12 protein-coding genes are annotated in these 13,783 nt (G+C 34.9%); 5 read left to right on the top strand and 7 right to left on the bottom strand.

The features are described 5' to 3' along the window. Positions 1 to 141 precede the first annotated feature (141 nt). The gene (gene dapF, locus EZ428_RS01325) at positions 142 to 924 is read right to left on the bottom strand and encodes a diaminopimelate epimerase (RefSeq protein ID WP_131551310.1); all 783 of its coding nucleotides are present in this window, start codon (positions 922 to 924) and stop codon (positions 142 to 144) included. A 172-nt stretch (positions 925 to 1,096) separates the two neighbouring features. Here dapF and EZ428_RS01320 point away from each other — a divergent pair, with 172 nt between their 5' ends. The 4 genes from EZ428_RS01320 (at position 1,097) to EZ428_RS01305 (ending at position 6,429) form a co-directional block, all read left to right on the top strand. Continuing rightward, positions 1,097 to 2,644 carry a S1C family serine protease gene (locus EZ428_RS01320; RefSeq protein WP_131551309.1) on the top strand — a complete coding sequence of 516 codons (1,548 nt, stop codon included), beginning with the start codon at positions 1,097 to 1,099 and terminating at the stop codon, positions 2,642 to 2,644. Between the two features lie 223 nt (positions 2,645 to 2,867). Then, the gene (locus EZ428_RS01315) at positions 2,868 to 3,566 is read left to right on the top strand and encodes a succinate dehydrogenase cytochrome b subunit (RefSeq protein ID WP_131551308.1); all 699 of its coding nucleotides are present in this window, start codon (positions 2,868 to 2,870) and stop codon (positions 3,564 to 3,566) included. A 30-nt stretch (positions 3,567 to 3,596) separates the two neighbouring features. Next, positions 3,597 to 5,576, top strand: coding sequence for a fumarate reductase/succinate dehydrogenase flavoprotein subunit (locus EZ428_RS01310; RefSeq protein ID WP_131551307.1), 1,980 nt, complete (start codon positions 3,597 to 3,599; stop codon positions 5,574 to 5,576). Between the two features lie 82 nt (positions 5,577 to 5,658). Then, positions 5,659 to 6,429 (top strand): succinate dehydrogenase/fumarate reductase iron-sulfur subunit, encoded by a 771-nt coding sequence (locus EZ428_RS01305; RefSeq protein WP_131551306.1) that lies wholly within the window; start codon positions 5,659 to 5,661, stop codon positions 6,427 to 6,429. Positions 6,430 to 6,622: 193 nt separating this feature from the next. On the opposite strand, the gene EZ428_RS24175 is transcribed toward EZ428_RS01305, so the two are convergent. Genes EZ428_RS24175 through EZ428_RS01285 form a run of 4 tightly spaced genes read right to left on the bottom strand, consistent with a single transcriptional unit; the run spans position 6,623 to position 10,525 of the window. Beyond that, positions 6,623 to 7,414: an energy transducer TonB gene (locus EZ428_RS24175; RefSeq protein WP_131551305.1), complete on the bottom strand. Its 792-nt coding sequence runs from the start codon at positions 7,412 to 7,414 to the stop codon at positions 6,623 to 6,625. 27 nt (positions 7,415 to 7,441) lie between these two features. Continuing rightward, positions 7,442 to 8,161 (bottom strand): energy transducer TonB, encoded by a 720-nt coding sequence (locus EZ428_RS01295; protein WP_131551304.1) that lies wholly within the window; start codon positions 8,159 to 8,161, stop codon positions 7,442 to 7,444. 4 nt (positions 8,162 to 8,165) lie between these two features. Continuing rightward, on the bottom strand, positions 8,166 to 10,151 hold the full coding sequence (locus EZ428_RS01290; RefSeq protein ID WP_131551303.1) for a TonB family protein: 1,986 nt from the start codon (positions 10,149 to 10,151) through the stop codon (positions 8,166 to 8,168). Further along, positions 10,148 to 10,525 (bottom strand): BlaI/MecI/CopY family transcriptional regulator, encoded by a 378-nt coding sequence (locus EZ428_RS01285; protein WP_131551302.1) that lies wholly within the window; start codon positions 10,523 to 10,525, stop codon positions 10,148 to 10,150. Before EZ428_RS01285 ends, EZ428_RS01290 begins: the two co-directional genes overlap by 4 nt. A 150-nt stretch (positions 10,526 to 10,675) precedes the next feature. Here EZ428_RS01285 and EZ428_RS01280 point away from each other — a divergent pair, with 150 nt between their 5' ends. Next, positions 10,676 to 12,076 carry an MBL fold metallo-hydrolase RNA specificity domain-containing protein gene (locus tag EZ428_RS01280; protein ID WP_131551301.1) on the top strand — a complete coding sequence of 467 codons (1,401 nt, stop codon included), beginning with the start codon at positions 10,676 to 10,678 and terminating at the stop codon, positions 12,074 to 12,076. A 339-nt stretch (positions 12,077 to 12,415) separates the two neighbouring features. Here the strand turns inward: EZ428_RS01280 and EZ428_RS01275 are convergent, their stop codons facing one another. Further along, positions 12,416 to 13,057 carry a response regulator transcription factor gene (locus EZ428_RS01275; RefSeq protein ID WP_131551300.1) on the bottom strand — a complete coding sequence of 214 codons (642 nt, stop codon included), beginning with the start codon at positions 13,055 to 13,057 and terminating at the stop codon, positions 12,416 to 12,418. Between the two features lie 3 nt (positions 13,058 to 13,060). Beyond that, on the bottom strand, positions 13,061 to 13,738 hold the full coding sequence (locus tag EZ428_RS01270; protein WP_165501688.1) for a sensor histidine kinase: 678 nt from the start codon (positions 13,736 to 13,738) through the stop codon (positions 13,061 to 13,063). Positions 13,739 to 13,783: the final 45 nt, after the last annotated feature.

Below are 13,783 nucleotides of genomic sequence, written 5' to 3'. Positions count from 1 at the left end.
ACATCTTAAAACGAAAGTAGGTTAAGATTCTTATTGACCGGTGGAGACACCGGCCGATAAGCGAAAAAAACTTTGCGCCCTTCTCTTCTTTGCGGTTATTTTACTAAAATTAGATTCTTCACTGCGCTCTGAATGACAAATCTATATTGACAATTCTCCCTCAAAAACCTTTTCTGCTGGCCCACATAAAAATACGTTTGTAAATTTAGCGCCATCATAATCAAAGTTGATTTTCAGTTTGCCACCCAAAACCTCAATTGGAGTTTCGATATGGCCTGGTTGTTTTTGTTGTGCCATTGCCATTGCAACAGCGGTTACGCCAGTGCCACATGCAAAAGTTTCATCTTCAACGCCACGCTCAAAAGTGCGTACAAACAGATGGTCGCCTTTATCTTCTACAAAGTTTACATTAATTCCATTAGTTTTATAGGTATCGTTATTTCGAATCCCTTTACCGGTTGTAAAAACATCTAGCGATGCTAAATCTTTAACTTCTGTAACGTAATGTGGCGAACCAGTATTTAATACAAAAGCATTTCCGTCAGTTTTAACCGTATCTACATCAATCATTTGCAGTTCTACCCAATTGCCTTCTGCTGTAATTTTGGCATAATGTGGACCATCAACTGCCAAAAAATTAGTTTCATTTGTTATTACGCCTAGGTGTTTGGCAAAGGCAACAATACATCGGCCTCCATTGCCACACATACTGCCAACATTGCCATCTGAGTTATAATAAACCATCTCAAAATCGTAATCCTTATGGTTGGTTAAAAACATCAAACCATCTGCCCCAATACCAAAACGGCGGTCACAAAGTTGCGATACAAGCTTATTATCAATGTTTTTTAATTCATTAACACGATGGTCAATTAAAATAAAATCGTTACCAGCACCTTGATATTTTGAGAATTTAATGTTCATTATTTCTTCATTTTGGCATCTAATATTTGTTCGTTGAAAATGCTAAATCGTTTGTTAAATTTGATTTAACATTTTTTAACACAAGTTTGGATGTGTTTAGTATACAAATATCGTTTATATGGTATTAAATTTGAGTAAATCATTAGTAAAAAAGATAATTAATATATAAGCAATGAAAAAAATAGGATTAATGCTGTTAACTGCATTTGTGGGAGGTGCAGTTGCAATTGGCGCTTATAAACTTTTAGAGCGCAACAACGATGGCTATTCATTAACTGAAAAGCAGAACATGATGTTTGCCAATAACCCAATTAAAATATCATCGGCAGGTACAGTAGATTTTGTGCAAGCAGCAGCAGCTGTTTCTCCAGCGGTTGTTCATATTAAAACAACTTATGGTACTAAAACAGCTAATTCTGATGAAGGTGGTTCTAGTATGGAAGATATATTCGGTCAAATGTTTGGTGGTGGTGGCCGTAGACAACGTCAGCCAAGTGCGGCGTCTGGTTCGGGTGTAATCTTAACAGCCGATGGCTATATCGTAACCAATAATCACGTAGTAGATAATGCTGATAAAATTGAAGTTATTTTAGCTAATAGACGTAAAGTAACTGCCAAAGTAATTGGCAAGGATGCAAATACAGATTTAGCACTAATTAAAATTGATGTGGATGGTTTGCCATTTGTGAAAATGGGTAACTCAGATAATGTACAAGTGGGCGAATGGGTTTTGGCTGTAGGTTTTCCTTTAGATTTACAGACTACCGTTACTGCTGGTATTGTGAGTGCAAAAGCTCGTAGCATTGGTATTTTAGATAGACAAAATCAAACACCAACTCAAGAAGAGTGGATGGAATATCAAAGAACCGGTAAAAGGCCAGAACGCCCAGCAAATACTTCTATCGAGTCTTATATTCAAACTGATGCGGCCATTAACCCAGGTAACAGTGGTGGCGCTTTAGTTAATGCAAATGGAGAATTGGTTGGTATTAATGCAGCTATTGCTTCAGAAACTGGAAGAAATGAAGGTTATGGTTTTGCAATTCCAGTAAACTTAGCTAAAAAGATTTTGGAAGACTTTAAACAATATGGTGCTGTAAAACGTGGTTACATTGGTGTTTCATTTAGAGCTTTAGACGCAGATGCTGCTGAACAATTAAACATTAATGAAATTAACGGTTTATATGTGAATGAAGTAGTGCCAAATGGTGGAGCAGAAGCTGCTGGTATTAAACAAGGTGATATCATTAAAAAGGTAGAAGGTGTTGAAATTTATGATTCGCCAGATTTGCAAGAAAAAATTGGTCGCATGCGTCCTGGTGACAAAGTTGCTTTAACCGTTTTAAAAACTGATGGTTCAACCAAAAATGTAAATGTAACTTTAAAACCAGAAAGTAAAGTAACGTTAGCATCTACTGCTGGTAAACCTACTGGTGCTTCTATTAGTAAATTAGGCGCAAGTTTTGCGCCCGCTTCTGCAACTGTAAAATCTAAATACGGTGTAACTAACGGCGTTGTGGTAACTAATGTAGAACAAGGTAAATTGTTTGACAGCTTTGATGTGACCAAGGGACTGGTTATTACAACTGTAAATGGAAAACCAGTTAACAGTGCTGCTGATATAGAAAAAGCCTTGCCTTCATCAAAAGATGGAAAAACAACCATTTCTGGTGTTGGAGATAGAGGGACTTATACGTTCTCTTTCAATGGGAATAATTAATAAATACCTGTTATAACTGAGGGGAGCGATTTAATTATTGCTCCCTTTTTTTGTCCTTAAATTTTTTCTTAACCTCTTCATTAGCTGATATTTTATAATTGAAATTGCAATTTTTTTTAGAATGTTTCTAAATAACCACTTTATTATGATTTTATAGAAACACATCCCGTTTTAATTCATATTTTAAATACTTTTGCATTAACTGAATAAAAAATAAAAGCTAATGGGTAGTATCGCAAATGCTTTTTCCTCGTCAATAGGAAAAAAACTAATAATGGGCCTTACAGGTCTTTTTCTAATCTCTTTTTTACTTGTGCATTGTTTCTTGAACTGTTTTGTATTTTTTGACAAAACGGGAGTGTTGTTTAATGAAGGTGCTCATTTTATGGCAACCAATTGGATAATTAGAGCGATGGAGGTAGTTTTAATGTTAGGGTTGTTGTTGCACATTATACAAGGTGCAAGATTAACATTCGAAAATCAAGCTGCAAGGCCTGTAAAATATGCTTATAACGATGGTAATGCTAATAGTAAATGGTATTCTCGTTCAATGGGTTTGTTAGGTACATTATTGCTAATGTTCTTGGTTGTGCATTTGTCTGACTTTTGGATTGTATCTCGTTTTACAGGTATTGAGCATTTTAATGGAAATACTCCAGTAGATGCTGCAGGCCATGAGGATTTATACGCAGTAATGTTTGCTAAATTTAGTGAGCCTTGGCGTGTAATTGTATACGTGTTGGCTATGTTTTCTTTAGCATATCACTTATTACATGGTTTTGCTTCAACTTTTCAAACCATGGGTTGGAACCACAAAAAATACACACCAATCATTAAATCTTTAGGTGTTGCTTTCTCTATCATCATTCCGTTGCTTTTTGCCTTAATGCCAATTGCAATTTACTTTGGTTGGGGTTTATAAATAATTTTGAACGAATAAAGCTAAAATACAATGTCAGCAATAAATTCAAATATACCAGAAGGAGAATTAACCAGTAAATGGACGAAATTTAAATCGTCTGTGCCTTTGGTTAACCCTTCTAACAAAAGAAGTTTAGAAATAATTGTAGTTGGTTCTGGTTTAGCCGGGGCGTCAGCAGCTGCAACTTTGGCAGAAATGGGTTACAAAGTGAAATGCTTTTGTTTCCAAGATTCGCCACGTAGAGCACACTCTATCGCTGCTCAAGGTGGTATCAATGCCGCAAAAAACTATCAAAATGATGGCGATAGCACTTATCGTTTATTTTATGATACCATTAAAGGTGGAGATTATCGTGCCCGTGAAGCAAACGTTCATCGTTTAGCTGAGGTTAGTGCAAACATTATCGATCAATGTGTGGCTCAAGGTGTTCCTTTGGCTCGTGAATATGGTGGTTTGTTAGATAATCGTTCATTCGGTGGTACGCAAGTTCAAAGAACATTTTATGCAGCTGGTCAAACTGGTCAACAGTTATTATTAGGCGCATACTCTGCTTTAGAGCGTCAAATTGGAATGGGTAAAGTAGAAATGTTTACTCGCCATGAAATGCTTGAAGTTGTTAAAATTGATGGTAAAGCTCGTGGTATCATTGCTCGTAATTTAATTACAGGAGAATTGGAACGTCACTTTGGTCATGCTGTGGTATTAGGAACTGGTGGTTACGGAAACGTATTCTATCTTTCTACCAATGCAATGGGAAGTAACGTAACTGCTGCTTGGAAAGCGAATAAACAAGGGGCATTTTTTGCAAATCCTTGTTACACTCAAATTCACCCAACTTGTATTCCAGTTTCTGGAGATCACCAATCTAAATTAACCTTAATGTCTGAGTCGTTACGTAACGATGGACGTATTTGGGTTCCTAAAAAGAAAGATGATACTCGTAAAGCTTCGGAAATTCCTGAAGATGAAAGAGATTATTATTTAGAGCGCCGTTACCCTGCTTTTGGTAACTTGGTTCCACGTGATGTGGCATCTCGTGCTGCAAAAGAAAGATGTGATGCAGGTTATGGTGTTGGTGCTTCTAAATTAGCCGTATACCTAGATTTTAAAGCGAATACAGAGCGTTATGGTAAAATAGAGGCTTCAAAAGCTGGTAATCATAATCCAGATAAAGAAACCTGTATGCGTTTAGGATTAGCTGTTATTAAAGAAAAATATGGCAATCTATTCGATATGTATGCACAGATTACTGGCGAGAATCCTTACGAAACGCCAATGCGTATTTATCCAGCTGTTCACTATACAATGGGTGGTTTATGGGTAGATTATAACTTGATGACAACTGTACCAGGCTTATATTGTACTGGCGAGGCTAACTTTTCAGATCACGGTGCAAATCGTTTAGGTGCGTCGGCTTTAATGCAAGGTTTGGCAGATGGTTATTTTGTTCTTCCATATACTATCGGACAATATTTATCGAAAGAAATTTCTGTTAAGGCAATCCCAACAGATCATCCAGCATTTGCTGAAGCAGAAGCTAAAGCAAAGGGAATATTAGATACTTTAATTGGAATTAAAGGAACTAAATCTGTAGATCACTTCCACAAAAAACTAGGTTTAATCATGTGGGATAAATGTGGAATGGCTCGTAATGCTGAAGGTTTAAAGTCGGCCATTGCAGAAATTCAACAATTAAAGAAAGATTTTTGGAGTGATGTTCGTGTTCCAGGATCAGCAGATGAATACAACCCAGAATTAGAAAAAGCTGGTCGTGTTGCAGATTTCATAGAGTTAGGTGAGTTGATGTGTATCGATGCATTAAATCGTAATGAAAGTTGTGGTGGTCACTTCCGTGAAGAATATCAAACTGAAGAAGGAGAAGCTTTACGTGACGACGAAAACTACGCTTACGTAGCAGCTTGGGAAAATAAAGGTGATGGAAGTTTCGAGCTTCACAAAGAAGAATTGAAATTCGAAAATATTAAAATAGCACAAAGAAGTTATAAATAGTATTTAGAATGGGAGTATTTAGTATTTAGATATGCTTTCTAACTACTAATTACTAACTACTATCTACTTAAATCTCTATACAATGAGTACAGGAAATATGAACTTAACGCTAAAGGTTTGGCGTCAGAAGAACACAAAAGACAAAGGAAAAATGGTTGACTATAAAGTTGCTGATATTTCTCCTGATATGTCTTTTTTAGAAATGTTCGATGTTTTAAACGAAGATTTAATTACAAAAGGTGATGATCCAATTGTATTTGACCACGATTGTCGCGAAGGTATTTGCGGTATGTGTTCAATGTTTATCAACGGTCGCCCTCACGGTCCAAAAGATGCAGTAACTACTTGCCAATTACACATGCGTTCATTTAAGGATGGAGATACCATTGTAGTTGAGCCATGGAGAGCGAAAGCATTTCCTGTAATTAAAGATTTAACGGTAGATAGATCTGCATTTGATAGAGTTATCGCAGCAGGTGGATTTATTTCGGTAAATACGGGTAATGCACAAGATGCAAACAACCTACCAATTCCAAAGGCACAGGCAGACGCAGCATTTGAAGCAGCAGCTTGTATTGGTTGTGGAGCTTGTGTGGCTACTTGTAAAAATGCATCGGCAATGTTATTTGTATCTGCAAAAATCTCTCAGTTAGCATTATTACCACAAGGACAGCCAGAAAGATACAAACGTGTTCAGAATATGGTTGCTCAAATGGATGCTGAGGGTTTTGGTAACTGTACAAATACAGGTGCTTGCGAAGCTGAATGCCCTAAAGGGATTTCTTTAGAGAACATTGCTCGAATGAATAGAGATTACTATTCAGCTAAATTTATAAGCGAAGAAGAAGGGTAATTGAGTTGTCTGTTGGCACTTAATAGTTAATAGTATTGAACTGCAAACTGTTAACTGAAAATTGTTTTTGTTTTTTTCCTATTAAATTACTAGATTTAAATGTCCGAGACAAAGGAGTTTAATAATCGAAAAACCCCGACCAATTAGGTTGGGGTTTTTTGTTGAGTATAATCAGGTTAAAAAGGTATTTGCTTTATTTTGCTAAGTTGAATGAGATAGGGATATTATATTTAACATTTACTGGCTTCCCATTTTGAAGGCCTGGCTCCCATTTCTTCGAAAGTTTTAAAACCCTCACAGCTTCTTCGTCTGTTCCGTAACCTAATTTGCGTTCAACTTTTATATCTGCTAGCGCACCATCTTTTAGTACAGTGAATGAAGCTAATACTTTCCCTTGTATTTTATTCTCTTTCGCTTCTGTTGGGTATTTAATATTCTCGCCTAAGAATTTGTACAGTTTATCAAGTCCACCAGGATATTTTGGAGGATTTTCCATTGATACGAAATTATATACGGTATTGTCTTCTACCACTGCGTCTGTAGATTTAACAGTATTTGTTGTGTTAGCATTAGCTTTGCCTCCTGCCAATGCAAACTTCACAGGAATGTTATATTTTACTCTTACAGGTTTTGCATCTTCAATTCCAGGATTCCAGTTTCTTGATAGTTTTAATACCCTAATGGTTTCTTCATCTGTTCCGGACCCAAGGCTACGCTCAATTTTAATATCAGTTAATGATCCGTCTTTTTCAACTACAAAAGACACTAAAACTTTACCTTGTACATTGTTTTTAGCAGCCATTTCTGGGTACTTGATATTAGCGCCTAAAAACTTGTAAAATGCTTGCAAGCCACCTGGATAAGTAGGAGGGTTTTTTATAGAAACAAAATTGTAAATCTTTTCATCATCCTGCGCAATTGCAGATTTTTGGCAAAATGTTAGCAGTAACACCGCAATTAGCGATGAATAAATTAGCTTTTTCATATGGTCTTAGTTTTTAAGTTTTAAGATTTATTTTACAGTCTTTTTTGGGGTATAGTCTTTGGTTAAGATAATAATTACACCATTTCTCCCTTCTTCGCCGTATTTTAGAATAGAAGCAGCATCTTTTAAAACGCTAACAGACTGAATGCTGTTTGGGTCAATATTCTTCATAAAATCATACTCAATCACATCGTCGTTTAATATAACTAAAGGATGTTTGCCCTCTGAATTTTGAAGAGAACCCCTTGTGAAGTTAACCTTGAACCCATTTTTACTTTTAGGATTAGCCTGCGCAGTATCTATTGCCCCAACCTTATTCATTCCAAAGCCCATAATTACTAATTTTAATTCTGAGTAACCTTTAGGTATAAGGTAATTTTCGTTTTTTACAGGAGATTTGGAATCTGCAATTCGATACGAGGTAACCAATGCATAATTGCCACTTTGTAACTTCGAAAAATCTTTATAGGCAAAAAGCTTTTGTGTTACTTCTTCATCAAACCCTAGTTCTGGATTTGCATTTGTGACGGTGAATTTTTTGAGAGTTCCATCACTAATTGTTAATAGAATTAAACTATTTCCTTGAGCATCAACTAATCTTGCTTTTTCAGGATACTTAATATTTTCACCTAAAAATTTATAGAACTTTTCCAAGTCGCTTGTCTTTGCGGTTTTGTTTTCTTGCGTATAAGCCTTTTGAAATGAGCCTACTAAAATAAATAACAATAAATAAATAATCCTTTTCATAAGCTTAATTTCTATTAGTTAGGGTAGCCGTAATTAGTTTTAGTTTAGGTTTTTTTGTAGTTACCACGATAACACCATTTTTTCCTTCTTTTCCGTATAATGCTAATGCATTTGCATCTTTTACAATACTTACACTTTCAATGGTATTGGCATCCATCGTTTTTAAGTAATCGCCATCTTTAGTATCTCCATCAACAATAACCATTGGAGGTTCTCCACCGGTATAATTTTTTGTGCGTATCGATGCAAATGAGACTGGTTTTGATTCTTTTTTACTCTGATCTAATGCGAAGCTGATTGGAATATTATATTTAACCCTAACAGTCCTGCCATTCTGAATACCAGGGAACCATTTTTTACTTGTTTTTAAAACCCTTACAGCTTCTTCATCAGTACCGTAACCTAGTTTTCGCTCTACTTTAATGTCTGATAGGGAACCATCTTTCTCAACTGTAAACGAAACAAGTACCTTTCCTTGAATATCATTATCTGCTGCAAATTGAGGATATCTTATGTTTTTACCTAAGAATTCATAAAACTTTGCAAGGCCTCCAGGGTATGTTGGTGGGTTAGACATGGCAACAAAATTGTAAACAGTTTGATCTGTCACCTCTTCTTTTGGTGCGTAAGCTGTAATGACCAAATTAGACATCGATGTTTTTTCGGCGTCGGTAGATGCATTTTCGTTCTTCATTTGAGCATCGGAGCCTTCAAGTTTAAATGTTACTTTTAAACTATAATCACCATCTTTCTGAAAGAAATCATCATAGTTTGTGATTTGCTCAATTACTTCTTCATCACAGCCTGATCCAAGTTCGTTTTGAACTACAATATCCATCGCTTTGCCTCTTCTAACAGAGAAGTTTATTACCGTATTTCCTTGTACTTTTTTCTTTACGGCTTCAGTTGGATATTTTATGCCATCTCCAAGATATTTGTAAAATGCATTCCAAGAATTAGCATTTTCTTTTTCATTTATGCTGTTGTAACTAGAAGGATTTGTTTCTGTGTTATTAACAACGAGTGCTTGAACCTGTACTTGATCTAATTTTGTAGTTCGAGGTGCAAGATTAACAACACTTAAAGGTTGCTCTATTACTTGTGTAAAAACATCATTAGCTTCATTTAAAGGTATTTTTTCGGCAACGGCCAAAATTTGATTGTTTTTACGAATAGTAGCGGATGATAAAACTAAAGTAATTGCAAACAACGGAACGAATAGTCCATATTTTAGAATTGCAGCTTTTTTAGAACGTTGTTTGTGCAACATGAAAATCCTCTTTTTGATCATTGATTTTGTTAAAAAGCCATTGGTTAAACTATTTGGTTTTACCCCAAAAGCATGGCTCAATAATAACAAGGCATAGGTTTCTTTATCACCTTGAAACTTTGCAGCTGCTTCATCTGCTAAATATTCATGAATGTTTTTAACAGATTTTTTGTACAAATAGATAATGGGATTAAACCATATTATTATTCCTAAAATCTCAAAGAAAATCACATCAATGGTATGTAGTTGTTTTACATGGATATCTTCATGCAAATCTACAGTAGCTCTTTCGGGTAAGTTTTCGGAAACAGATTTTCTATTAAAAAAAGAGAATGCAACATTTGAATCTGTTTTGCCAAAAAGCTGGTTAATTGCAAATAGTTGATAGGCAAAGTGAAGCAAGAAAATAAAAGTGCCTACTAAGTATATCATAACGATTAACCGACCCCAGTCATATTGCTCTTGTGTTTGCGGCATAATAGCATAATTACTTACTATTGTATTTATTTCGCTAACGCTGATGTATAGTTTATCACTTACTGCCTTTTCGCTAAACATCTCGAATCTTAGAAATGGTATAGCCAAAGAGAATAACCCTGATAAAACAAGATACAACCTATTTAAAACAAAATAAGTCTCTCTATCTAAAAGCAGTTTGTAAAAACAATAAAATATGACCAGGTAAATATTTACCTGCAAGAGATAATGTGCCCAACTCATTTTGGCTTATTTTTAAATTTGTTAATCATCTTTAAAATTTCATCCACATCACTTAAATCTAATTTCTCTTCCTTCACAAAGAAAGAGAACATGCTTTCTACCGAGTTCTCAAAGTAATTGCCTAATAACTTCTCAGTTGCATGTCTTTTGTATTCTTCTCTACTAATTAAAGGATGATATTTATGGGCTTTTCCATAAGCTTCATGTCCAATAAAGCCTTTAACTTCTAATATTCTAATAATTGTGGATACGGTATTGTAAGCTGGCTTGGGCTCTGGTAAATAATCCATTACTTCTTTTACGAATGAACTTTCCAGTTGCCATACAATTTGCATGATCTGTTCCTCTGCCTTCGTTAAATCTTTAATTTCCATGATAATTGTTGTTTATGTATATATTGTGAGCGTTAAAGTAAATATTGATTTAAATGTTCAATTATTTTACATAAACTTAAAACTAATATTTTAGTTTACAAAATTTTTTAGCAATTATTTTCTTAATATTAAAAAATAAACCAAATACTTATGAAAATTGCCTTTCATGGCGCCGCCCGTAACGTTACGGGAAGCAAGCACTTAATTACATTAAACAACGGAACGAAAATATTATTAGACTGCGGAATGTTTCAGGGCATGGGACAAGAAACGGATGAATTAAATGATGAGTTTGGTTTTAATGCGGCTGAGGTAGATTTCTTGATTCTTTCTCATGCACATATAGATCATAGCGGCTTAATTCCTCGCTTGGTTGCACAAGGCTTTAGAGGTGTGATTTTTGGAACCCAGGCGACAAAAGAATTAAGTAAGATTTTATTGCTTGATTCTGCAAAAATTCAGGCCGGCGATTTGAAATATGAAAATAAGAAAAGGCAACAACGTCGTTTACCTTTAGAAAAGGCTTTATATGAGGAGGAAGATGTTTTAACTGCTATGGAATATTTTGTGGCTGTTGAATATAAAAATAAAACAAGGGTAACCGATGAAGTTACCTTAGAGTTTATAGATGCGGGGCATATTATCGGTAGTGCCTCTGTTAATTTAACGATTATTGAAGATGGTAAAACAACACAATTATGTTTTAGTGGTGATGTTGGACAGTATGGAGATTTACTTTTAAGGTCACCACAAGAATTTCCTCAAGCCGATTATATATTACTTGAATCTACTTATGGAGATCGATTACATAAGGATGCCCAACCAACAGAAGAAGCTTTTTTACAAGTAATTTTAAAAACTTGTGTAGAGAAAAAAGGGAAAGTAATTATTCCAGCCTTTAGTGTTGGCAGAACGCAAGAGTTACTTTATGTTTTAAATAATCTCGATTTGGAAGGTAAGCTACCTGATGTAAAAGTTTATGTTGATAGTCCATTATCGGCTAAAGCCACAAAAATAATTGAAGAGCATGCAGAAGGTTATAACGATGAGGTTTTGGATATTTTAAAGATTGATGATAATCCTTTCGATTTTAAGAACTTGCATTATGTTCAAGATGGAGAGGAATCAAAAGCTTTAAATGATAAACCAGAACCTTGTATTATTATTTCGGCATCTGGCATGGCTGAGGCTGGAAGGGTTAAGCATCACATCAAAAATAATATCAGCGAGAGTAAAAACACCATTCTAATGGTGGGTTATTGTGAGCCAAGATCATTAGGCGGTCGATTGAAAAATGGGGAAAAGCAAGTAAGTATTTATGGTGAACAATTCCAGGTAGTTGCAGAGGTGCAAAGCATACAGTCTATGAGTGCGCATGGCGATTACGAAGATTTGTTGAAATTTATGTCTTGCCAAGAGGCTTCAAAAGTTAAGAAGGTATTTTTAGTACATGGTGAATATGACGTGCAGCAGGTTTTTAAGCAAAAACTATTTGAAAAAGGATTTAATAATGTAGAAATTCCTGATAGGCATCAAGAATTTGATTTGTAATACTACTCTATGGCTTGTCAACCCTTAACCTTCCATCAGTAGGCCTTCTAATATCTCTTGGTTGTGTCTCCTTCGTGTCTCGCTCTTTAAAACTAGTATTTTTGCAGAGGAATATGGGAGGGAACTGGGAGAACAGACGAAGGAAGCTCGAAGGAGGGGTGGACTGAACGTGGACTTGAGGCGCAGTTAATGTGGACTTGATGTGGACTCTAATAAATTCGATTTTGGAAATTAAACATTGGATATTAGGACATATCCTTTTGATTAAACTAATATACGAAAATTGAAAGGGTATCAAGAAATTTCTATAATAAACTGATTATACTGTAAAATACTAATCTAAATCTTTATCAAATTATTTTTGATACCGTAAACCACCAAGCCTGTTCTTGATTTTATATTTAGTTTGGCAAAAAGCGATTCACGGTAATTATCTACAGTTCGTGGGCTAATGTTCATTTCTGATGCAATCTCCTTGTAGGTTAACTCAGTGCTACAAAACTGCAAGAATGTCAATTCCTTTTCTGAAAAGATAGGTTTTGTGTTTTCTTGTTTTAGAGAGACCAAAAGCCTGCCAGAGACTAAATCATTAATGTAAAAACCTTTTTCTATAGTCGTTTTTATTGCAGTGAGAAGTTCAGAAGGTTTAGACTCTTTTAGCATGTAACCACCAGCTCCCGCTTTCAACATACCAATAATTGCCTTTTCATCTTCGAACATACTCAATGCTAATATATGCACATGAGGCAGAGTATCCTTGATCCACTTTGTAGTGGCATACCCATCCATAATTGGCATATTGATATCCATTAAAACAAGTTGGGTATTTGGATAGCTTACGATTTTTTCTTGAAGATCTATTCCGTTTGTAGCTTCAAAAACAACATTAATTTCGTCAAATTCTGATAAAAGGCTAGCTAGGCCAGAACGAAATAAGGTGTGGTCATCAACAATTGCAATATTTATAGTTTCGTTTTCCATGGCTTAAGGATAAGGTATCTCTATAGAGATTGATGTTCCAGTTGATGGGGTTGATTTTATTAGTATTTCGCCATTGATTAAAGCTACTCTTTTAGCCATAGAATTTAATCCCATACCAGATTTTTTCATTTTTTCATTTTCGGTGTCAAACCCAATGCCATTATCTTGTATGTTTAAACATATTTTTTCATTTATAATATATATGCTAAACTCTAAATATGTAGCTTCTGAATGTTTAATAATATTGTTGATGATTTCTTGAAGCAAACGTAAAATAATAAGGTCCTTGTTGGGAGAGGAAATGTCAATGTTAATGAGATTATTTTTAACTTTTAACTTGTAGTTTCCTATCTTTTTTAAGCGATCTAATTCTTGTTTAATGGCATTCCCTAAACCTGTTTGCACAATAAACTCGCCATACATTAACTTTGCTAATCCTCTTAATTCTTTTATAGAGCTATTAACTAAGTTTAATGATTCTGTTACTTTTTTTTCAAGGCGTTGAGGTTCATTTAAGTTGATTGAATTTAATGTAAGAGCAGTTAGACTAAGTAATTGCCCTATATTATCATGCAAGTCTGAAGCGATAGTTTGCATAGTTTGCTCTTGTACTTCTATTTGAGTTTTGAGGAGTTCTGATTCGAACTTTTGGTTCATTTCTTTTTTTTCTTCTATATGCAATTTTCTTCGCTGATTATAAAGTACAATAATGAAGATCAGACTTAA

This window comes from Pedobacter frigiditerrae, assembly GCF_004331645.1.
Lineage (GTDB): Bacteria > Bacteroidota > Bacteroidia > Sphingobacteriales > Sphingobacteriaceae > Pedobacter > Pedobacter frigiditerrae.
The sequence above is the reverse complement of the archived record's forward strand: the minus strand, read 5'-3'. Positions and strand labels throughout refer to the sequence as shown.